The organism is Lysinibacillus sp. JK80, from assembly GCF_027557635.1.
Taxonomy (GTDB): Bacteria; Bacillota; Bacilli; order Bacillales_A; family Planococcaceae; genus Lysinibacillus; species Lysinibacillus capsici.
Map to the genome: position 1 here is coordinate 2,062,737 of NZ_CP058997.1, position 24,121 is coordinate 2,086,857.

A 24,121-nucleotide genomic window follows, 5' to 3' on the forward strand; every position below is an offset into this window, starting at 1 on the left:
TAATAACAATATAAAAACACATGAATAATCTGCACTGTTTCCTTCAACGTATATTGACTTCTACTACTGAGAAACGCTAAATTAAAGTATAAAAATTTTTATAGAGCATTCAGGAAAGGGCGTATCTATATGTCTGTAGGTAAAAAATTAAGCTTTGGTTTCTTTGCAATTATTCTCACATTAATCATTTCTTTGTTCATTATGTTCCTGTTATTTTCAAACATTGAAAAAAAGATTGAAAATGCATTAGAAGGACATGTTGCCCTTGTAGAATTAGCAGATGATATTCAATACGAAATGGCTATGCAAGGTCTTTTCATTCGTGCCATCATCATCGAAGACAAACCTGCTAACAAAGAGAGTTTCTCAAAATATGCAAATATGCTCGACACACATGTAGAAGAAATCACTGAAAAATCGAATTCAGCTGAAATGGAAACATATGCACAGGAATTAAAAGTTCATAATGATTCTTTTAACAAGGCAGCAACTGAAGCAATAGCTTTATTTGAAGCTGGTAATCTAGAAGGTGCTTTGCAGAAGGTAAATGGTGAAGTACAACAAGCTAATAAAGGTATACAAGATGTATCCGATCAAATTGGAAACTATCAAAAGGAACAACTAGATATTGTGACAAAAGAATCTAAACAGGCCGTGTTTAATTCACAAATTATTTCCATTATCGCAATCATTATTGGTATCGCTCTAGGTATTTTCCTTATTTTCTATATACAACGGACAATCTCACGCCCTTTAAAATCTGTCGTTCTGGCTGCAAACCATGTAGCTAATGGAGAATTAATTCATCCAGATATTACCCATCAATCAAAAGATGAAATTGGTCAACTTTCAGCAGCTTTTAATGCCATGAAGGGGAATCTGAAAAATTTATTAACGCATATACAGGACAATGCAGAGCATTTAACAGCTTCAGTAGAGGAACTTTCTGCCTCAACTGAAGAAATTACTGCCACTGCTGATGAAATTACAATACGGATTAACGAAACAGCTGAGGCTGCAGTGACAGCTACAGTTGCAGCTAACGAAAGCGCACACGCTATGGATGAAACGGCTGTAGGTGTTCAACGAATAGCTGAGGCAACTCAACAACTACATCAGAATGCTATAACAACTTCAGAATTAGCAACAAATGGAAATGAGACGGTAGAAGAAGCTCAGCAACAAATGAATGTCATCCATGAATCAACACAAACGATTAATAATCTTGTTCAAAAATTGAGTAAGCAATCAGATGAGATTAGTCAGATCACAGCTGTTATTACAGCTATTACAGATCAAACAAATTTATTGGCACTCAATGCAGCAATTGAAGCGGCTAGAGCTGGAGAGCATGGTAAAGGATTTGCGGTAGTAGCAGATGAGGTTCGTAAGTTAGCTGAGGAATCCAAACAATCAGCCAACCAAATCGTTGCCTTAACGCTAGATATTCAACAGGATACACATAATGTAGAAAAAGCAGTCTTTGATGGACTTCATTCTGTCACAGAGGGCGTTAAAATCATCGGGCATGCAGGACAAGCCTTTGAAGGAATTGTGAAAGCAATTAATACGATGACAGATCAAATAGAAGATATATCAGCTACCTCTGAAGAAATTTCAGCTAGCGCTGAACAGGTTGCAGCGTCCGTTGCAGAAATCGCCCATGGTGCTTCAACTAGCGCGGATAATACAAAAATTGTAGCTTCAGCAACAAGAGAACAATCTATAACAGTACAACAAGTAAACCAAGTTGCCTCAGATCTAAGCGAAAAGTCCTTAGATTTACAGAATCAGATCAATCAATTTAAACTTTAAATAAAAAACAGTGCATTTTATAAATGGGATGCACTGTTTTTTATATTTTTTCATGGTATACCACTTAAAAAGTGGAAGAATATCCTTCTGAATAGCTATTGTTAACGTTTTCATTCGATGAATAAACAGATTTTTAGTAATTATTTGCATTATCAATCCTCTTCAGTAAGACAAATGACATCCTCAAAAAAACAATACGATTTAAACAGTTCTCTTTGGAAGAATACAAGGCGAAATGAAGCATTCCTTTTATTTTTTAACTGATGAATAAAACAGTAACCAACTGCATATATGCATGTATATACAACTAGCTCAAAAATTATTTCAAAAAAACTTAATCTCGTAAACTAGCTTGTCACTAAATCCAAATTTTTCTTAGTATGGGTACCTTTTTTCATACAAATGCTCATTTTTTTCTTTTTCCTCCCCACAAATGGATAATCCTAGAAAAATACAAAACAAGTTTCTTATATATCATTAATAGATAAAAATATTCATGTTTTGCGATAATAAATTACAAGAAATTACCTGTAAAAGAATCTAATTCACTGAGTTTTACATAGATTTTCTACAAATCTATACAAATTCCTCAAGGTATTACATCTATGACTTTTGATTCATTTTTCAAATATCGATAATATTATCAAAAAAATAGGAATTTTCCGTATAGTAAATCATTTTTTTATTTTTACTTTATTTTTGATATTCAGAATAAGTAAATATCAAATTTTTAATATATATACACTTCGCCTCTTTAGCGTGATAAATCGGAAAAATTTATTATTCTCCTAAATGTCAGATAATACTATATAAATTCGAATCTTTTTTATTTTGTACACAATGATTTTTTTGGTATATTAAATAGGAGCTTCACAAAAGGCTTAAAAATTGTATAAGGGGGATTCACATGAATAAAAACAAAAAGTTTTTATTACTAACAGTCCTTGCAGTATTTTCTTTAGTACTTGCTGCATGTGGCTTCGGTGGAGATTCGTCTGACAAATCTAAAGACGAAGGAAAAGATTCTGGCTCTTCAGAAACAACTTCATCAGGTGGCGAATTAAATGTAGTAGTAGCTTCTGAGCCGCCATCTCTTCATCCTGCATTAGCAACAGATACAACTTCTGGTGTTATTCTAACAAATACTTTTGAAGGATTAACAACACTTGATGCAGACGCTCGTCCAGTTGCAGCTGCTGCTGAAAGCTGGGAAGTTAGTGAAGATTTAAAAACATACACGTTCAAATTACGTGATGCTAAATGGTCAAACGGAGATCCAGTAGTAGCTGGTGACTTCGAATACGCTTGGAAATGGGCATTAAACCCAGACAATCTTTCTGAATATGCTTCAATCCTTTACCCAATTAAAGGTGCTGCAGCATACAACAATGGTGAAGGTTCTGCTGATGATGTAGGCGTTAAAGCACAAGACGAAAAAACATTAGTAGTAACTTTAGAAAACCCAACACCTTACTTCTTAGAATTAACAGCATTCAAAACATATGCACCATTAAACCAAAAAGTAGTTGAAGGTAATGATGAGTGGTATGCAGATGCTGGTGAAAACTATGTAACAAACGGTCCTTTCACATTAGCTGAATGGAGACACAATGATACAATCGTATTAAAGAAAAACCCAGAGTACTGGGATGCTGATAAAGTTTCTTTAGAAACTGTTAATATCGGTATGGTTGAGTCTGAAGCAACTGCTGCAACAAGCTTCAAAGCTGGAGAAATTGACTACTTAGGTGCACCATTCCAATCTGTGGCACTTGATTCAATCGACGCATTTAAAGCTGATGGTTCATTAAATATCAATGACCAAGCTTCTGTTTACTGGTACAAGCTAAATACAAAAGATAAAATCACTGGAAACGCTAACATCCGTAAAGCGTTAGCTTTAGCAGTTGATCGTCAAGGTTTAATTGACAACATTACTAAAGGTGAGCAAAAACCTGCATTAGGCATGGTTCCTATCGCAGTTCATGGCTTTGAAGAAGACCGTGGTTACTTCAAAGATAACGATATCGAAGGTGCTAAAGCAGCACTTGAAGCTGGTATGAAAGAACTTGGAATTACAAACCCAGCAGATATCAAAATTAACCTTTCTTACAACACTAGTGAAGCACACGCTGCTATCGCTCAATACGTTCAAGAGGGCTGGACTAAAAACCTAGGTATCACTGTAGGTCTAGATAACTCTGAATGGCAAGTATATTTAGAAAAACTTAACCAATTAGATTACCAAGTTGGCCGTATGGGCTGGGTTGGTGACTACAACGATGCTTATACATTCTTAGAAATGTATGACACTGCTGCAAACGGTAACAACGATACTGGTTGGGAAAGTGCAGAATACAAAAAATTGTTAGATCAATCTAACGTTGAAGCAGATCCTGCTAAACGTCTTGAGCTTTTAAAACAAGCTGAAAAAATTGCTGTGAATGATTTCCCAGTTATTCCAATCTACTACTACACGAACCTATCTGTAGTACAAGATTATGTGAAAAACATGAAGGCAGACATCCTTGGTAACATCTCTCTTAAAGAGGTTAAAGTAGAGAAATAATCAACTATAATTCGCTTATTTAGCTCTACAGCGAAGAGCTGCCTCGTAGCCACTTCGGCGCGAGTCAGCTCTTTTTAAAATACGAAGGCATATATTTGTCTGAAAATTGACAAATAGAAGGAGGAGTTTTATGTGATTAAATATATTTTGAAAAGGCTGATGTATATACTTCTCGCGCTTTTCGTCATCGTAACGGTTACGTTTTTCTTAATGCGTCTCGCTCCTGGTAGTCCTTTCGCGAGTGAACGTAATTTCCCACCTCAAATTGAGGAGAAGTTAAACGAAACGTATGGATTAAATAACCCTTGGTATATTCAATATAAAGATTATTTAATCGATACGGCCACATTCAATTTCGGTGAGTCAATGAAATATAAAGCGCGTTCTACAAATGATATGATTTCTGAAAGTTTCCCTGTTTCATTAACATTAGGGATTGAAGCTATGCTATTAGCAGTTGGATTCGGTGTATTAATTGGCGTAGTTTCCGCGCTATATCATAATAGGTTCCCGGATTATTTGGCAACGTCCTTTGCGGTGCTCGGTATATCAGTACCTTCATTTATATTAGCAGGTTTAATGCAGTATTTCTTAGCCTTTAAGCTAGGCTGGTTCCCTATTAGTGGGTGGAAGGGCTTTATTTATAGTATTTTACCAGCCCTTGCAATCGCTTTCTCTCATATGGGCTTTATCGCAAAATTAACACGTTCAAGTATGCTTGAACAAAACAATAGTGATTATGTAAAAATGGCTCGTGCAAAAGGTATTGGTAAATGGACAATCGTATTCCGTCATACATTACGAAATGCCCTTCTGCCAGTCGTAACATACCTTGGTCCATTAACAGCTGGTGTTGTAACAGGTAGTTTCATTGTTGAGCAAATTTTCGCTATTCCTGGACTTGGTAAGCACTTTGTTCAAAGTATTACAAACCGTGACTATACAGTAATTATGGGTACGACGGTGTTCTATTCCATCATCCTTTTATTTGCGGTATTAATCGTTGATATTCTATATAGTGTGATTGATCCGCGTATTAAACTGAAAGGAGCGAAAAAATAATGACACAGCAACAAATTGAAAAAGATAAGTTTAAAATTGTTGGTGGAAATCATGAAGCAACGGAAAAATTAGCTGATAAATCAGTCTCCTTTTGGAAAGAAGTATTTCTCCGTTTCTCTCATAACAAATTAGCCATCATTGGGATAATCATTTTAATCATTGTTATTTTAATGGCTACATTCGTACCAATGTTTTCTCAATATAAAGCAAGTGATCAGCTAGGTGTTTACAACGCACCACCATCTGCACAATTTTGGTTTGGAACGGATGACCTTGGTCGTGATATTTTCGTTCGTATTTGGGAAGGCGCTCGTATTTCCCTTTTTATCGGAATTGCTGCAGCGATTATTGACTTAATTATCGGTGTTTTATGGGGAAGTATTTCAGGCTTAGCAGGCGGTCGCGTTGATAACATCATGATGCGTATTGCTGACGTTTTAACAGCTGTACCTTACCTTCTAGTAGTAATCGTACTTTTAGTTGTTATGCAACCTGGTTTAATTCCTATGATTATTGCCCTGTCCATCACTGGATGGATTAATATGGCTCGTATCGTTCGTGGTGAAGTATTATCTATTAAAAATCAAGAATATGTTCTTGCTGCTCGTACATTAGGTGCTAGTACAGGCCATTTAATTATTAAACACTTAGTTCCGAATGCTCTTGGTGCAATCTTAGTAACGATGACGCTAACAATTCCATCTGCTATTTTCACCGAATCATTCCTAAGCTACCTTGGTCTTGGGGTGCCTGCTCCAACAGCTTCTTGGGGTACAATGGCCTCTGATGGTAATAAAGCTATTGCCAATGCTCCATGGCGCTTGATTTTCCCAGCAGTATTTATCTCACTGACAATCTTTGCGTTTAACGCAGTTGGTGACGGCTTACGTGACGCTCTAGATCCAAAACTACGTAAATAAGGAGGTGGCCGAAATGAGTAAAACAATTCTAGAAGTAAAAGATTTAAGAATTAACTTTAAAACTTATGCAGGGCTTGTCCATGCTGTACGTGGTGTTAACTTTGATTTAAAGGAGGGTGAAACACTCGCTATAGTAGGTGAATCAGGCTCTGGTAAAAGTGTTACGAGTAATGCATTAATGAAACTAATTCCCCAGCCACCTGGTATTTATGAGTCAGGACAAATTTTATTTAATGGCCGTGATTTAGTTCCATTAACTGATAAAGAAATGTCTAAAGTACGCGGAAATGAAATTGCAATGATTTTCCAAGATCCTATGACAAGTTTGAACCCAACAATGAAGGTCGGACGTCAAATAACTGAAGTAATTTTGCAACACAAAAAAGTTTCTAAAGACGAAGCGAAAAAACGTGCGATTGAGCTTTTAACTCAGGTAGGTATCCCCTTCCCTGAAAAACGCTATAACCAATACCCACATGAATTTTCAGGTGGTATGCGTCAACGTGTTGTTATTGCCATTGCCCTTGCAGCTGATCCTAAGCTATTAATTGCAGATGAGCCGACAACAGCTCTAGACGTAACCATTCAAGCGCAAATTTTAGAATTAATGAAAGAAATTCAGAAAAACTCGCAAACATCTATCATTTTCATTACACACGATTTAGGTGTAGTGGCGAATATCGCTGATCGTGTAGCAGTAATGTACGCTGGACAAATCGTTGAATATGGTACTGTAAATGATATTTTCTATAATCCAAAGCATCCTTACACATGGGGTCTACTTGGTTCAATGCCAGATTTAGATAATGATACTGATGAGCTATTACGTACGATTCCAGGCTCACCACCAGATCTGACAAATCCACCTAAGGGTGATGCATTTGCAGCTCGTAACGAGTATGCTATGGCCATTGATTATGAACAAGAGCCACCAATGTTCCAAGTAAGTGAAACACATTTTGCAAAGACTTGGTTGTTGCATCCTGATGCACCAAAGATTCCTCTTCCAGATGCGGTTGCTAAACGTATTGAAGGGTATTTAGCAAAGGAGGCACAAGAAAATGACTAAAACTGGTGCGAAAAAAATTCTTGAAATCAAAAATTTACAGCAGCATTTTGGTTCGCCAAGTAATCCTATCAAAGCTGTAGATGGTATCAGCTTCGATGTTTACGAAGGTGAAACACTTGGTCTTGTGGGTGAATCAGGTTGTGGTAAGTCAACAACTGGTCGTTCAATTATTCGTTTATATGATATTACAGGTGGCGAGATTGTTTTCGATGGTGAAAATGTCCATGGAAAAAAATCTAAAAATGAGTTAAAGAAATTTAACCGTCAAATGCAAATGATTTTCCAAGATCCTTATGCTTCTTTAAACCCTCGTATGACGGCTGGTGAGATCATTGGTGAAGCCTTTGATATTCATGGCCTTTACAAGGATAAAAAAGAACGTCGTGCAAAAATTCAAGAGCTACTTGAAGCTGTTGGTTTAAACAAAGAGCACGCGAATCGTTACGCACACGAATTCTCTGGTGGTCAACGTCAACGTATTGGGATTGCCCGTGCACTAAGTTTAGATCCTAAGTTTATCATTGCGGATGAGCCAATCTCTGCGCTAGACGTATCTATCCAAGCGCAAGTTGTTAACTTACTAAAACAACTACAAAAAGAACGTGGCTTAACATATCTTTTCATTGCCCATGACTTATCTATGGTAAAATACATCAGTGACCGTATTGCTGTAATGTACCGTGGTAAAATCATGGAAATCGGTAAAGCAGATGATATCTACAATCACCCTGTTCATCCGTATACAAAATCTTTACTATCAGCTATCCCACTTCCTGATCCGATGTCAGAGAAGCGCCGTCAACGTATTCAGTACAAGCATACAGAGGTTGACGAAAGTGCAACCTACCATGAAGTAGGTGACCAGCATTATGTTTATGGTACTGCTGATCTAGTAAAAACTTGGGTTGCTAATCGCTAAAAGCTATAACTCCTATCGACAGTATAAAAACTGTGATGGGAGTTTTTTTTAATTTACTTCTTTATTACCCAATATCGCCATCAGTGTAAACCTAAATAAACTTACTACCTTTTAGTAGACTATAATTCCCTTCACTCTTTTATTTTACACAAAATAAATAGTTAATAAATACCATTTTTGTAAAATTAGTTTAAATAATTTTTGGAATATATTATGATAGAGTTAACACGAATAAAGGGGTGTATTCCAATGAAAAAAAGTATAAAACTTCTTCTTGCTACATGTTGTTTTACAATCGTATTAATTAGTGTTGGTTCTACCACAGCATCTGCCTATCCAGGTCCATGCCACAGTCCAAAGCCTTGTGTGATTAGACCATAATAGTTGGTCTCTAATCATTATTTCCAGGTCACTATCTTCTCTGTAAGGACAATCAATATTACTATGTATTAAACTATTATCCTTTATAAAATTCGGCACCTTTAAATGTGATTACTTTTACATTTAAAGGTGCCCTATTTTCTTGTCACTTATTTAATATCCATTTTTTAATTACCTTCTGGATTTTGGATTTAATGCATCCTTTAAGCCTTCTCCGATAAAATTAATGGACAAAATTACTAGTGTAATAGCTGTTGCAGGAGGCACCCACATCCAAAGCTTCTCCTTTAATACCTCTGAGTTTCTAGCTTCGGACAGCATATTCCCCCAACTTGGTGTATCTGCTGGTACGCCTAACCCTAAAAAGCTTAAACCAGATTCAGCGACGATTGTTACAGCCATCAGCAATGTTGCTTGTACAATAATCGTCGAAGCAACATTAGGTAGTAAATGCTTCATAATAATCTTTGATGATTTACATCCTATTGATTGAGCTGCTAATATATACTCATTTTCCTTTTCAGCAAGCACCCTACTTCGTACAATCCTTGCAACTGATCCCCACATTAACAGTGAGATAACAAAAATCAAAGTCCATAGACCAGATACTTTACCAATTAGAATTTGATTTAAAACAATTACAAAAATCATAAATGGAAACATTAAGATAAAATCTGTAAATCTCATGAGTATTTGATCTATTTTTCCACCAAAGTACCCTGAAATGGCGCCGACAGTAGTTCCAATTAAAACAATAAAGAACATACAGCTTAATCCCACTGTTAAGGAGGATCTACCAGCATAGAGCATTCTTGTAAACACATCTCGTCCATTTGTATCTGTTCCTAACCAATTTTCACTAGATGGTGGTTTACTTATTTGGGTAAAATCAACCCGGACAATATCTTTAGTTGTAATATATGGTGCTAGAAACGATAAGATAATAACGATCAGTAGAAATATAAGGCTAATCAAGGCTAGTTTATTTTTAAAGAACTTTCGTCTCGCAATTACCCATGGCGAGGGGCTTTTCTTTGGCGATTTTGGCGTTAAAACTTCTTGATCCGTTACCAATGTCATATTTCCCCCTCCTTAATCCAATCTAATACGTGGATCTACTACACCATATAATAAATCCGCTATTAAATTTCCAAAAAGTGTTAAAAACGAAAGTAACATTGTGATCGACATCATGACTGCATAATCCCTTCTTCCAACAGATTCAAGGAAGAGAGCACCTATTCCAGGATACGTAAAGATTGTTTCTGTTATTACTGCACCGCTAATTAATGTTGCGATATCAAACCCAAGGAACGTAATAAGAGGAATAATAGAATTTCGTAAAATATGTTTGTTATAAATTTTCGATTCTTTTGTTCCTTTTGCTCTCGCAGTTCTTACAAAATCTTTTCTACTATTTTCAATAATGTCATTCCGCAAAAATTGTGTATAGGATGCTGTTCCCATCAATCCTAATATAAGCGCAGGTAGTAAAACATGGTGGAATCTACTTATATAGTAGTCCAAATTTCCAGGCTCTAGCCCGACGCCAACAGATCCGTTAAATGGGAACCAACCTAACTTGAACGAGAAAAAGTAAATGGCTACAATTCCCGCAACAAATGACGGAATGGCTAAAGCTAGATAATTATACGTTGCAATCAAATTATCCCCAAGTGTATAGGGTTTTCTACCAGCATACATGCCCATGATAAATGCAAATATGTAGGTAAAAATTAACGATGTTAGAGCTAAAAATATGGTATTAGGTATACGCTGCGCAATAATTTCTACTGCTGGTTTCTTATAAACAGTTGATTTACCAAAATCCCCTTGCATAAAATTAACAATCCATCTACCGTATTGCTGGATAATAGGATCGTTATAGCCTAATTTTTCTCTCATTTCTTCGATATATTGTGGATTCGTATTAGAAGGATCAATTTCACCAGCAAATGCATCTCCTGGCATCATTTTCGCTAAAAAGAATACCACCAACGAAATAAGGAGTAACAATGGGATCATGCCAAGTAGTCGTCGAAGTGTATATTGAAGCATGTAACGTCTCCTTATCTATAAATTTACTAACTAAGTCCTCTTTTCAAGGACTTAGTTAGCAAGAATTAAAGTACACAATAGCTTATTCTTTAATATGCCATTTATAAACATCCGTTTGGAAGCCAACAGCGTTGACATGAACACCTTGTAAACGGTTATTAATACCATATAAATCTAAGTTTTCCCATAAAGGAAGTGCAGGTAATTCTTCGTTGAAGTATTTTTGCCATTCAACATATGTTGCCATACGTTTTTCTTTGTCAAATGCTTCTTCACTTAAGCCTTTATCCAATAATTCTTGGTTTTTAGGATCTACCCAACGACCATAGTTCCACTCAGCGTCATTACCCCATAATCCTGATGGATCTGGATCAGCACCTGTACTCCACGCACCGAAGAATGCTTCTAAAGCTGCATCATCATTATCTTTCATATCATTATATAAGTTAAACTCAATTAAACTACCTGTCGCTAATTCTGTTTTTACACCAATATCATTCCAAGATTGAACAATTGCTTGTGCACGTCCTTCAAATGCTGCTGAACCTGCATAGTGACCAAATGAAATTTTAAATGGTTGTCCCTTTGGATCTTCTACGAAACCATCACCATCTTTATCTACATAACCTGCAGATGCTAATAGCTCTTTTGCTTTTTCTGGGTTGAATTCATATTGGTTTAGTTCTGACTCTGGTGCAGCAGTCCAGAAAGTAGTTGGAATCACAGTGTTGGCAACTGTTGCTTTTCCTTCTAAGAAAGCATCGATCATTGCTGGACGGTTAATTGCATATAATAATGCTTGACGTAATTCTTTTGCATTAAATTTATCAAAATCTGCCACATTTTTTAATGTAGCTTTATCACGATGACCAAAACGAAGTCCGATGTATGAATAGCCCACACCATTAGTTTCTTCAATACGTACATTGCCTAATGCTTCTAATTCTTTTACAGATTGTGGTCTAATATCCATAATGTCAATTTCTCCATTTTGGAATGCACCAGTTGCTAATGATGGGTCAATTACTTTTACAATAACACCATCAAGCTGTGGTTTGCCCTTCCAGTAATCATCAAAACGCTCTAATTCAGAATATTCTCCATCTACAACTTTTTTCACCTTAAATGGCCCTAAGCCAACAGGATTTTCACGAACTTGCTTTGACTCCTCTAAATCCTTAACAGCAATACCTTCATAATGTTTCTTCGGCATTGGATTTGACCATAGATTTTCTAAATTATTAATTTTCACTTGTTCAAAAGTGATTTTTACAGTGTATGGATCTACTACTTCAATACCTTCGATTTTGTCAGCCTTACCTTCTTTTTTAGCTTTGGCACCTTTAATTCCCTCAACATAATTGTAGCGAGGTCCAGCATAATCAGGATGCGCAAGAGTTTCTAAAGCAAAAACCCAGTCATCAGCTGTTAATTCCTCACCATTATGCCATTTTACACCCTTCTGGAATGTAAACGTATACGTTAATTTATCCTCACTAATTTCCCATGAAGCTAAGTTTGGAACATATTCTAAGTCATCATTTACATCATAAATACCTTCCATTGTGAAATTTTGAATATAGCTGTCTACAATACTACCTGAATAAGCAGGATCATATACGCCTTCAGGTGCAACATCTGTACCATATGTTACGATGCCACCCTCTGTAGAAGGTTCATCTGTTGTTGTCGTTGTATCCCCGCTTGTATCCTTTTCATTTTCCTTCTCTGTTTTTGATGAGTCATTATTACATGCAGCTAAAAATAATGCCATAACTAGCAATAGCATAAATGACCATAATGCTGATTTTTTCATTTTTTTCCCCCCGTAATTTTATTTTTGTCAATAACTATTTTCCGTTTTTAGTTTTTAATATAAATGACAAGCAACACTATGCCCCGACTTCACCTCCTTTAAAGCTGGCTTAGATAATGAACATTCTGCCATTGCCTTTGGACATCTTGGATGGAATGGACAGCCTGATGGTGGATTAGCAGGACTCGGTATATCTCCCTCTAAAACAATACGACTATTTTTCTTTCTCGGATCTGGCACAGGTATTGCAGAGATCAATGCTTGTGTATAAGGATGTAATGGCTCATCGTAAATATGTTCCTTATCAGCTATTTCTACAATATTTCCTAGATACATCACGCCAATTCGATCGCTCATATGCTTGACCACACTTAAATCATGTGCGATAAACAGGAATGTTAAATCAAACTCATCCTGAAGTTCTTTTAATAGATTAAGAACTTGTGATTGTACTGATACATCTAAGGCTGAAACAGGCTCGTCTGCAATAATAAGCTTTGGTCTAAGTGCAAGTGCCCGAGCAATACCAATACGCTGGCGCTGACCACCTGAGAACTCATGAGCATATTTATAATAGGCATCTTCAGGTAAGCCGACTTTTCTTAATAGCTCCATTACCTCGCCTTTTAATGATTTCAATGATTTGTTACTGAAATTCATAATTGGCTCTGCAACAATGCTTCCTACCATTTGCATAGGATTTAAAGATGCGTATGGATCCTGAAATACCATTTGAATATCTTTTCGTATATCTCTTAAAGATTTCCCTCTCAAGTTTGTAATATCTTTACCATCAAAGATAATTTTTCCACCCGTCGAGTCTAATAATCTTAAAATTGTCCGTCCAGTTGTCGATTTTCCGCAACCCGATTCTCCAACTAACCCTAATGTCTCGCCATTTTTAATAGTAAAAGAAATGTTATCTACTGCTTTTACATGACCGACAGTATGCCTTAAGAAGCCACCTTTGATTGGGTAATATGTCTTCAAATCAATAATTTCTAATAAGTTATCCTTTTCTTGTTTTACGATTGTTTCATTCATGCTATCAGCTCACACCCTTTCTAGTATCGCAACTTTCATAAAGTAAACAAGATACCTCATGTCCATCATCTATAAAGGAAAGTTGCGGCGTAACCTTGCTACAATCAGGCATAGCTGAAGGACATCTATCCACAAAACGGCAACCTATTTGGGGCATATTTTTCAACGAAGGTACAATCCCTTGAATGGTCGTTAACTTTTCAACTTCCTCATCGATTCTTGGTATAGAAGCCATTAATAGCTTTGTATAAGGATGCTGCGGATTGTGGAACAAATTATCTACATTTGTTTTTTCTACAATTTTCCCCGCGTACATGATAATTACTTCATCACACATTTCGGCTACGACGCCTAAATCATGTGTAATAAGTACGATGGACATATCATTTTTTGCTTGAATTGTCTTTAATAGCTCTAAGATTTGAGCTTGTACCGTCACATCAAGTGCCGTAGTAGGCTCATCTGCAATTAATAGTTTAGGTTGACATGCAATGGCAATGGCAATCATAACCCTTTGTCTCATACCACCAGATAATTGGTGAGGATACTCATCTACAATTTGATCCGCTCTGGGTATGCCGACTTGCTTTAATAAGTCTATTGCTTTACTTTTAGCCTCAGCCTTTGAGATTTTAGAGTGATTTAAGATAATCTCTTGTATTTGTGAACCAATTGTAAAAACGGGATTTAATGATGTCATGGGTTCTTGGAAAATCATACTGATATCTTTTCCTCTAATCTTATTCATGTCATCGCTAGAATAATTTTCGATGTTTTTTCCTTCAAACTTAATTTCTCCGCCTGTAATTTTGCCAATCCCTTTTGGAAGAAGCTGCATAACTGAAAGTGACATGACGCTTTTTCCACATCCAGATTCTCCAACTACCCCAATAATTTGACCTGATTTGACTGAAAAAGAAACATCATCAACAGCATGATAGATATCCCCATCTATATCGAAACCAGTTTTAAGGTTTTTCACTTCTAACATTAAGCTCATTTAATATCACACCTTTAATTTTTTTACTAAAAATCACTACATCCTTTATGTAAGCAACAGAAACATATGTCTAAAATGTATTCTTTAAGTAAAAGATGTAAAAAGAAATTAGCTTTTGACTTCCTTCATAAGATTCAATATTCCGAAAAATTAGATCATAAGATGTTAAACCTATTTCAAAATTATATTAGCTAAAAAAAACATCAAATTTTAAAGAGAACATCTTCATTATATAAAATTGATCCTATTTTCCAAATGTAATAGTAACTGGATCAGTATATAATATTCTGACAATTAGGCGTAATGCTATTTTATCTGGAAATAATACATTTAATCAAGTGAATTTTTACAATTCTCATAATATTACATACAAAATAATCCATACAACTATACCATTTCAAATTGGACACTTTACGTTTAAGCATACTGAATATTAGTTCATTTTCAACTTCATTTGCCTAAAGTATCATTTTTTTATTTTATTAAAATAATAATAACCTACTCAATTGATCCATACATACTACGTCAAAATTTACTTTTATTTGGAAAACATGATTATAAAAGGATTTTTATTGTTTATTTAATTCAGAGAATGATACTAAATTTTCCTAATTATTATTAATGAATAATTTTATTTACTAAAGCACTAAACAAATGAAGTGTTTTATATTACATTAAAAAAATAAATTATTTTTATAATTTCTTTAATCTATAGGCCATACTTCTCTTAAAAGTTAATAAAGTTTATTTTCCTTTGACTACGTCGAAAAACACAAAAAAACAACTATCAACAAAAGTATCGATAGTTGTTTCTATGCATTTGCCCTCTTTTATATTCCAGTAACTCTATGTTTTACTACTACTTTTACAAGATTTCTAATTATAGCTCTCCAGCTTTTAATTTTCCATGCCACTCTTTTAAGAATGGAATATCTTCTTCTTTAATAGCGCCGGATTCATTTGCTGCTTCAATCAGATAATCAAAATTTGTTAATGATACGTATTGGATGCCAGCCTCATCAAATGCTTGTTCAGCGCGTGGAAGATTATATGTGTATACACAAACAACTCCAAGCACCTCACAGCCTGCTGCACGCAATGCTTCTACTGCTGTAATGGAAGAACCACCTGTAGAAACGATATCCTCCACAACCACTACTTTTTGTCCAGCTACGTATTTTCCTTCAATTTGATTACCACGGCCATGCTCCTTCGCTTTAGAGCGTACATAAACCATTGGTAATTCTAAAATATCACTTACCCATGCCGCATGTGGGATACCTGCTGTAGCTGTTCCTGCTACAATTTCTGTCGCTCCGAAATTTTCTTTGATGACAGAGGCTAAACCATTTGCTAATTGTTTACGAATAATTGGATCGGAAATTGTTAAACGTGTATCACAGTAAATAGGTGATTTAATACCAGATGCCCATGTAAATAGCTCTGTAGGATTTAATTCTACTGCTCCAACTTTTAACATAGCGTGTGCAATTTCATTTTGTAATGTCATAATTTATGCCTCCCATAATTCACTTACGATTTTATATGCTGCTACTGGATCCTGTGCACCTGTTACAGCACGGCCAACAACGATGAGTGATGAACCATCACGCTTTGCCCCATCAGGTGTTGCTATACGTTTTTGATCGTGTGCAGCACCTCCAGCTAAACGAATTCCAGGTGTGACACGTAGAAATTCATCTCCACACACCTCAGCAATCGCCTTAGCCTCATGGACAGAGCAAACAACACCTTGTAAGCCTGCTTCCTTTGTCAGCCCTGCGTAGTGTAGGACAGACTCTTGCAATGAAAGAGCAATCTTTTGTTCTGCTTGCATTTGTTCTTCTGTTGTGGATGTTAATTGAGTAACAGCTATTAGTGCAGGACGTTCTTTGCCTGTTGGTGTTCCTGCTTCAAGTCCTTCTAGAGCTGCTTCCATCATAGCACGTCCGCCTGCAGCATGGACATTGACTAAATCTACCCCTAATTTTGCTAGCCCCTTCATCGCAGAGCCTACTGTATTTGGGATATCATGTAATTTTAAATCAAGGAAAATATCATGACCTAAATCCTTTACTTTGCGTACGATATCAGGTCCTTCTTGCATATATAATTCCATTCCAATTTTCACGAAAAGAGGCTCATCGAATTTTTTAAGAAAATCGAATACTTCTTTTTCTCCTGGAAAATCTAGAGCTAGTATAGGTTTCGTATTCATCAACGATGGCTCCTTCCAATAATCTCTGTTATATGTTCTACACCTAATGCATCCAGCTTTGCTGGTAATTCTTCAATAATGTTCGGGCAAACGAAATGGTCAACAAAGTTAGCTGTTCCTACTGCTACAGCTGAAGCACCTGCGGACATAAAATCAATGACATCCTGTGCTTCCGTTACACCGCCCATACCAATTATCGGAATATTGACAGCCTTGTACACCTCATAAACCATTCGTATTGCTACAGGTTTTACAGCAGGACCAGATAGTCCACCTGTGCCATTAGCTATGACTGGCTTACCTGTACGCTCATCTAAACGCATACCAACCAATGTATTAATCATGGTAATACCATCTGCTCCACCTGCTTCAACAGCTAGGGCAATATCAACGATGTTCGTCACGTTTGGTGATAACTTCACATAGACTGGCACTTCTGACACAGCCTTGACAGCCTTGACCAGCTCACGTGCAGTAGCAGGATCTGTTCCAAATTGAATACCACCACATTTCACATTAGGGCACGAAATATTCAGCTCCAACGCTTTAACATTTGAGGCTGTTGAAATACGGCGTGCTACTTCTACATAGTCTGATGTCTCTGTTCCAGCAACATTGGCGATGATGGGCACATTATAATCCTCTAAAAATTTTAATTCCTCATTCATCACTTTTTCAATGCCTGGATTTTGTAGACCAATGGCATTTAACATCCCCGCTGCTGTTTCGGCAACACGTGGCGTAGGGTTACCTGCACGCGTTTCGACCGTTGTTGCCTTAATCATGATAGCCCCCAGTTTAGATAAATCATAAAGCTGTGCATATTCACGACCAAAGCCAAAGCAACCTGAGGCTGGCATAATAGGGTTTTTTAAATCTAAGCCTGGTATTTGAATTGTTAAACGACTCATAGTGCCACCGTTCCTTTCGGGAAAACTGGACCATCAGAGCAAACTTTAACATAGTCTTTTTCAACCTGATCAGTTGTTTTGCATACACATGCAAAGCAAGCTCCAATACCACAGCCCATACGTTCTTCAAATGATAAATAGCCTTCTTTTTCAGGATAAAAGCCTTCTAATGCCTTTAACATTGGTAAGGGTCCACAGGAATAAAAAACATCAAATTCAGGAGCATGCGACTCTAAAACCGTTGTTACAAAGCCTTTTGTACCTTTCGAGCCATCCACCGTAACATAATGCGTTTCACCAAGTGCACTAAATTCATCCTCATAAAAGCAGACATCTTTTGTTTGGAAGCCTAAGACGTGGATTGTTTTCACACCACGAGCATTCAATTGCTTGGCTAGCTCATGTAATGGAGGGACACCAATGCCACCACCAACTAGTAGTGCAGTACCTCCCTTTTGCACCGCTTCTACTGGGAAACCATTCCCAATTGGTCCAAGTACGTTGACCAGCTGACCTTCTCGATTTGTTGCCAGAACTTTCGTACCACGCCCCTCAGCACGATAGATCATTGTAAACTCATTGTTGTCTTTATCAATATTTGCAATACTAATTGGTCGACGTAAAAGCGGCTCCAGTGAATCCGACACCTTTACATGGACAAACTGGCCAGGAGTCATCTCCTGAACCAGTTCACCATGAAGTGTCAGTTCGAAAATGTTTGTCGCAATTTGCTTTTGAGAGACGACCGTCATTTTCTCTTGACGTATCATATTAGTGTACTACCTCCGCTTTTGGCATTTGTTCTGCTGTAAATGTCATAGATTCGATAACACGTACCATTGCTTCTGCTGTATCTAAAGATGTTAGACAAGGAACACCATTTTCTACAGACTCACGACGAATTCGGAAGCCGTCACGAGCTGGTTGCTTGCCTTTTGTTAAAGTGTTGACAACAAGCTGAGCTTCCCCATTTTGGATAAGGTCAATCAATGTTTGTCCTTTCGCCCCAATCTTGCCTACTACATCTGTTCGTACGCCTGCTGCTTCAAATGCTTTTGCTGTACCTTCAGTTGCTACAATGCGATAGCCTACTGTTGAGAAGCGTTTTGCTAATGCAATCGCTTCTTCCTTATCTTTATCAGACACAGTGAATAATACTGTACCTTCTGTTCGTATTTCCATACCTGCTGCAACTAAGCCTTTATAAAGAGCTTTTTCTAATGTTGCATCTTTCCCCATTACTTCACCAGTAGATTTCATTTCAGGTCCTAATGTAATGTCTACACGTCGTAATTTAGCGAATGAGAACACTGGTACTTTTACAAATACGCCTTTTTGCTCAGCTGCTAGGCCTGTTGGATAGCCTTGCTCTACAATGGATTTGCCAAGGATTGCTTTTGTTGCAATATTAGCCATTGGGATATTTGTAATCTTACTTAGGAACGGTACTGTACGTGATGAACGTGGGTTCACCTCGATAACAAATACTTCGTTTTGTGAAATGACATATTGGATGTTCATTAAGCCGATGATGCCTAGCCCCTTCGCAAGACGAGTTGTATAGTCAACTAATGTATCTTTTTGTGCCTGTGTTAATTTTTGCGGTGGATAAACAGAGATTGAGTCACCAGAGTGAACTCCTGCACGCTCGATATGCTCCATAATTCCTGGTATTAACACATTCTCACCGTCACAGATAGCATCTACTTCAATTTCCTGTCCTGTTAAGTAACGGTCTACTAATACTGGATGATCTGGAGATGCCTCTACCGCGTTTTCCATATAGTGCTGTAATTCTTCTTGGTTATAAACAATTTCCATTGCACGTCCACCAAGTACATAAGAAGGGCGGACAAGCACTGGGAAGCCTAGACGCTCACCAATGGCAAGAGCTTCCTCTGTAGAAACCGCTGTTTCTCCTTGAGGTTGTGGAATATCTAATTCACGTAGCGCCTGCTCAAATTTATCGCGGTTTTCTGCACGGTCAATATCCTCAAGAGACGTACCTAAGATTTTCACACCATTAGCAGCTAATTTATCAGCAAGGTTAATAGCCGTTTGACCACCGAATTGAACAACAACACCAATTGGTTGTTCTAAGTCGATAATATGCATAACATCCTCAATTGTTAATGGTTCAAAATATAATTTATCGGAAATTGAGAAATCTGTTGACACTGTTTCTGGATTTGAGTTAATGATGATCGCTTCATAACCTGCTTCTTGAATCGCCCATACTGAGTGTACTGTGGCGTAGTCAAATTCTACCCCTTGGCCAATGCGGATTGGACCTGAACCGAGTACCACCACAGAAGGTTTTTCTGACTTAATCGATTCATTTTCGTCTTCATAAGTGCCATAGAAATATGGTGTTTCTGATTCAAATTCTGCTGCACATGTATCCACCATTTTATAGACTGGCATAATACCATGCTCTTTACGATAAGCATACAGTTCTTCTGGTGTTGTTTCCCAAAGCTCAGCAATTTTCTTATCTGCAAAGCCTAAACGTTTAGCTGTTCGTAGTACGTCTTTATCATTCTTATTGTCAGCAAGCGTTTGTTCCATATCCACAATATTTTTAAATTTATTTAAGAAGAATAGATCGATTGCTGACCATTCATGAATTTGTTCAATTGTTACACCTCGACGTAAAGCTTCACCGATGAAGAATAGACGCTCATCCCCAGCCTTGCGAATACGTTTTTCAATCCAAGAATCTGAATTTTCTTCAGCATGTTTTAACTCTAAGTGTACTTGACCTGTCTCAAGAGAACGAACCGCTTTTAGCATAGCTTCCTCAAAAGTACGACCTAACGCCATTACTTCACCAGTAGCTTTCATTTGCGTACCAAGATTACGTTTAGCAGATTCGAATTTATCGAATGGCCAGCGAGGAATTTTTGCTACGATATAGTCCAGTGCAGGCTCAAAACAAGCATATGTTGAGCCTGTTACAGGATTTTTAATTTCATCTAACGTTAAGCCTACTGCAATTTTAGCGGCTAGCTTAGCAATTGGATAACCTGTTGCTTTTGATGCTAATGCAGATGAACGAGAGACACGTGGATTTACTTCAATCACATAGTAATTAAAGCTATATGGATCAAGTGCAAGCTGTACGTTACAGCCACCTTCAATTTTTAATGCGCGAATAATATCGAGTGAAATATTACGTAGCATTTGGTTCTCGCGATCAGATAATGTTTGCGTTGGTGCAACAACGATTGAGTCACCTGTATGAATCCCTACTGGGTCAACGTTTTCCATGTTACATACAACGATGGCATTGTCAGCTGCATCACGCATTACTTCGTATTCAATTTCTTTATAGCCTGCGATTGATTTCTCTAATAGACATTGCGTTACAGGTGAATATTTTAAACCCGATGTCACAATTTCTTCTAAGTCTTGATCGTTGTAGCAAATACCGCCCCCTGTACCGCCAAGTGTAAAGGCAGGTCGAACAATGACAGGATAGCCAATTTTCGCAACAAATCTTTTCGCTTCATCTAAGTTATGAATAATATCAGATTCAGGAACTGGAGCTCCTAGCTCATACATTAAATTACGGAATAAATCACGGTCCTCTGCTTTATGGATGGCATCTAATTTAGTACCAAGAATTTCAATCCCAAGCTCATCTAGAATACCTGATTTGTCTAATTCGATCGCCATATTTAGGCCCGTTTGACCACCAAGTGTTGGTAAAATCGCGTCTGGACGTTCTTTACGTAATATACGCGATACAAAATCAAGAGAAATTGGCTCAATATAGACTTTGTCTGCAATTTCTGTATCTGTCATGATTGTAGCAGGGTTTGAATTGATTAAAATAACGCGGTAGCCCTCTTCTTTTAATGAAAGACATGCTTGTGTTCCTGCATAGTCAAATTCTGCTGCTTGTCCGATAACAATTGGGCCTGAGCCGATTACTAAAATAGTTTCAATATCTGTACGTTTAGGCATGTTGTTTCCCCTTCCCTGCTTCTACTTCCATCATTTCGATGAATTCATCAAATAAGTGGTTTGAATCTTCTGGACCTGGTGATGCTTCTGGGTGATATTGCACTGTGAAAATTGGATATTTTTTATGACGCACACCTTCACATGTTCCATCATTTAACGCGATATGTGTTAATTCTAAATCTGTATCTTTTAATGATTCGATATCGATGGCATAGCCATGGTTCTGAGATGTTAAATCTGTACGACCTGTACGTAAATCTTTTACTGGATGGTTACCACCACGGTGTCCAAACGGTAATTTAAAGGCTTTTGCACCACTTGCTAAAGAAAAGATTTGATGGCCTAAACAAATACCGAACATTGGCACTTTTCCAATTAAGTTACGTACTGTTTCAATGCCTTCTTGAACATCTTCAGGATTTCCTGGTCCATTTGACAGCATGATGCCATCTGGATGCCAAGCTAAAATTTCCTCAGCTGACGTATTATAAGGTACTACTAGCACATCACAATCACGTTTGTTTAATTCTCGTAAAATCCCATGCTTCATTCCATAATCAATTAGGACAACTCGTTTACCACGCCCTGGAGATGGATAGGCCGCTTTTGGTGATACTTCACGAACATGGTGCGTAATGGCTGGCGTTGCTTGTAATTGTGCTACTATTTCATCCACATTTACTTCTTCATCAGCAGCTGTCAAAATCGCTTTTACGGAACCTTTACTACGAATAATACGTGTTAATTTTCGTGTATCAATTCCTTCAATTCCTGGGATATCCTTTGATGTCAAATAATCATCTAAAGTTAAATCACAGCGGAAATTTGAAGGATTTTTAGCTAGTTCACGCACAACAAATCCACGAATGGCTGGCGTAATCGATTCAAAGTCATCACGGTTAATGCCGTAATTACCAACTAAAGGATAAGTTAAAGTGACAATTTGTCCATAGAATGAGGGATCTGAAATCGTTTCCTGATAACCCGTCATCCCTGTTGTGAATACAACCTCACCTTGTGAAGCGCGCTCGCTACCAAATGCTGTCCCTGTAAATACTGTGCCATCTTCTAAAACTAGTAAACGTTTTTTCATTACTCTGCCTCCTGATATACGATATTGCCTTCAAAAATAGTTAGTACTGGCCAACCCTTTGCCACCCAGCCGTTGAATGGTGTATTACGACCTTTTGATACAAAGCCTTCTGCATCAATCGTTTGTTCTTTTTGAGTATCAATTAAAATCAGATCCGCTGAAGCACCCACTTCTAATGTGCCATATGGCAGATCAAAAATCTCAGCTGCTTTCACTGTCATCCAATCAACTAATTGTTTTAACGTCCACTTTCCTGTTTCTACAAACTGTGTATAAAGTAGTGGGAAAGCTGTTTCGAAACCTACAATACCAAATGGTGCGCCAACCATACCGCAGCATTTTTCTTCTACTGTGTGTGGCGCATGATCTGTTGCAATGCAGTCGATTGTGCCATCAAGTAGTGCTGCATGTAGAGAATCTTTATCATCCGCTGCGCGTAATGGTGGATTCATTTTCCAATTAGCATCATCAGATGGAATATCCATCTCTTCTAGTAATAAATGATGTGGACAAACTTCTGCTGTGACACGGATTCCTGCAGCCTTTGCATCTCTTACCGCACGCACTGATTCCTTCGTCGATACGTGACAAACATGGTAACGAGCGCCTGCTGCTTCTGCAAGTAGTACATCTCGTGCAATTTGTACGGATTCACAAATGGAAGGTATTCCTGGGAGGCCTAGCTCTTTATTACGCTTTCCTTCATGCATCACACCATCATAGATTAATGAGTTGTCCTCACAATGTGCTACAACGACCATATCGTGCTGGGCCGCATCTTTCATTTGCTCATACATCGTTGAGGCTAGCTGGATACCAACACCGTCATCTGAGAATGCCACTGCTCCATGTGCTTTTAATTCTTCAATATTTGTTCGAACCTCACCCGATATATCTTTTGTTAGGGAACCGTATGGGAGTACTCGAATAACCGCACTGTCCTTAATGAGCCCATTGATAAGTTGCATGTTTTCAACCGAATCAGGTACTGGCTTTGTATTAGGCATTGCGCAAATTGTCGTAAAGCCGCCTTTTGCTGCTGATGCCGAACCTGTTGCAATGGTTTCCTTATGCTCAAATCCTGGCTCTCGTAAATGTGTATGAACATCGATAAAGCCTGGTGCTGCGATTAAACCATGTCCTTCAATCAGTTCTGCACCTGCTACAGTCACATCTTGACCAATAGCCGTAATCTTTCCATCTGCCATTGCAATATTGACTGTCTTCAATTCACCTTGTTCATCTAGCATTTGTACATTTTGAAGTACCTTTGTCAT

At 37.5% G+C, this 24,121-nt stretch carries 18 protein-coding genes; 6 read left to right on the forward strand and 12 right to left on the reverse strand.

Features of this window, described 5'->3' with window-relative positions:
* Positions 1–129: 129 nt before the first annotated feature.
* From HXV90_RS10815 to HXV90_RS10840, 6 genes are all read left to right on the forward strand, one after another.
* Positions 130–1,815: a methyl-accepting chemotaxis protein gene (locus HXV90_RS10815; RefSeq protein WP_048395380.1), complete on the forward strand. Its 1,686-nt coding sequence runs from the start codon at positions 130–132 to the stop codon at positions 1,813–1,815.
* Between the two features lie 907 nt (positions 1,816–2,722).
* Positions 2,723–4,384, forward strand: a complete 1,662-nt coding sequence (locus HXV90_RS10820; protein WP_048395383.1) for a peptide ABC transporter substrate-binding protein — start codon at positions 2,723–2,725, stop codon at positions 4,382–4,384.
* A gap of 132 nt (positions 4,385–4,516) precedes the next feature.
* Positions 4,517–5,446 (forward strand): ABC transporter permease, encoded by a 930-nt coding sequence (locus HXV90_RS10825; protein ID WP_004227372.1) that lies wholly within the window; start codon positions 4,517–4,519, stop codon positions 5,444–5,446.
* Positions 5,446–6,366 carry an ABC transporter permease gene (locus HXV90_RS10830; RefSeq protein ID WP_048395384.1) on the forward strand — a complete coding sequence of 307 codons (921 nt, stop codon included), beginning with the start codon at positions 5,446–5,448 and terminating at the stop codon, positions 6,364–6,366. Before HXV90_RS10825 ends, HXV90_RS10830 begins: the two co-directional genes overlap by 1 nt.
* 13 nt (positions 6,367–6,379) lie before the next feature.
* On the forward strand, positions 6,380–7,435 hold the full coding sequence (locus tag HXV90_RS10835) for an ABC transporter ATP-binding protein (RefSeq protein ID WP_048395385.1): 1,056 nt from the start codon (positions 6,380–6,382) through the stop codon (positions 7,433–7,435).
* Positions 7,428–8,354, forward strand: a complete 927-nt coding sequence (locus HXV90_RS10840; protein ID WP_054549873.1) for an ABC transporter ATP-binding protein — start codon at positions 7,428–7,430, stop codon at positions 8,352–8,354. Before HXV90_RS10835 ends, HXV90_RS10840 begins: the two co-directional genes overlap by 8 nt.
* A 552-nt stretch (positions 8,355–8,906) precedes the next feature.
* Here HXV90_RS10840 and opp4C read toward each other — a convergent pair.
* The 12 genes from opp4C to HXV90_RS10900 form a co-directional block, all read right to left on the reverse strand.
* Positions 8,907–9,815: an oligopeptide ABC transporter permease gene (opp4C, locus tag HXV90_RS10845; RefSeq protein ID WP_048395389.1), complete on the reverse strand. Its 909-nt coding sequence runs from the start codon at positions 9,813–9,815 to the stop codon at positions 8,907–8,909.
* A gap of 12 nt (positions 9,816–9,827) precedes the next feature.
* Positions 9,828–10,793, reverse strand: a complete 966-nt coding sequence (gene opp4B / locus HXV90_RS10850) for an oligopeptide ABC transporter permease (RefSeq protein WP_016994271.1) — start codon at positions 10,791–10,793, stop codon at positions 9,828–9,830.
* Positions 10,794–10,875: 82 nt separating this feature from the next.
* The gene (gene opp4A / locus HXV90_RS10855; RefSeq protein WP_048395392.1) at positions 10,876–12,609 is read right to left on the reverse strand and encodes an oligopeptide ABC transporter substrate-binding protein; all 1,734 of its coding nucleotides are present in this window, start codon (positions 12,607–12,609) and stop codon (positions 10,876–10,878) included.
* Positions 12,610–12,663: 54 nt separating this feature from the next.
* The gene (locus HXV90_RS10860) at positions 12,664–13,653 is read right to left on the reverse strand and encodes an ABC transporter ATP-binding protein (protein ID WP_269898942.1); all 990 of its coding nucleotides are present in this window, start codon (positions 13,651–13,653) and stop codon (positions 12,664–12,666) included.
* A gap of 4 nt (positions 13,654–13,657) precedes the next feature.
* Complete coding sequence (locus tag HXV90_RS10865) at positions 13,658–14,653, reverse strand: ABC transporter ATP-binding protein (RefSeq protein WP_048395394.1); 996 nt, start codon at positions 14,651–14,653, stop codon at positions 13,658–13,660.
* 880 nt (positions 14,654–15,533) lie between these two features.
* On the reverse strand, positions 15,534–16,163 hold the full coding sequence (pyrE, locus tag HXV90_RS10870) for an orotate phosphoribosyltransferase (RefSeq protein ID WP_103117554.1): 630 nt from the start codon (positions 16,161–16,163) through the stop codon (positions 15,534–15,536).
* Between the two features lie 3 nt (positions 16,164–16,166).
* Positions 16,167–16,871 carry an orotidine-5'-phosphate decarboxylase gene (pyrF, locus tag HXV90_RS10875; protein ID WP_054549870.1) on the reverse strand — a complete coding sequence of 235 codons (705 nt, stop codon included), beginning with the start codon at positions 16,869–16,871 and terminating at the stop codon, positions 16,167–16,169.
* Positions 16,871–17,782 carry a dihydroorotate dehydrogenase gene (locus HXV90_RS10880; protein ID WP_048394627.1) on the reverse strand — a complete coding sequence of 304 codons (912 nt, stop codon included), beginning with the start codon at positions 17,780–17,782 and terminating at the stop codon, positions 16,871–16,873. The genes pyrF and HXV90_RS10880 overlap by 1 nt, the downstream gene beginning before the upstream one ends.
* Positions 17,779–18,552, reverse strand: a complete 774-nt coding sequence (locus HXV90_RS10885) for a dihydroorotate dehydrogenase electron transfer subunit (protein ID WP_269898943.1) — start codon at positions 18,550–18,552, stop codon at positions 17,779–17,781. Before HXV90_RS10885 ends, HXV90_RS10880 begins: the two co-directional genes overlap by 4 nt.
* Before the next feature lies 1 nt (position 18,553).
* A complete protein-coding gene (gene carB / locus HXV90_RS10890) occupies positions 18,554–21,751 on the reverse strand; it encodes a carbamoyl-phosphate synthase large subunit (RefSeq protein ID WP_112117463.1) in 3,198 nt (1,065 codons plus the stop codon).
* Positions 21,744–22,844 (reverse strand): glutamine-hydrolyzing carbamoyl-phosphate synthase small subunit, encoded by a 1,101-nt coding sequence (gene carA / locus HXV90_RS10895; protein WP_016994256.1) that lies wholly within the window; start codon positions 22,842–22,844, stop codon positions 21,744–21,746. The genes carB and carA overlap by 8 nt, the downstream gene beginning before the upstream one ends.
* Positions 22,844–24,121 (reverse strand): dihydroorotase, encoded by a 1,278-nt coding sequence (locus HXV90_RS10900; protein ID WP_269898944.1) that lies wholly within the window; start codon positions 24,119–24,121, stop codon positions 22,844–22,846. The genes carA and HXV90_RS10900 overlap by 1 nt, the downstream gene beginning before the upstream one ends.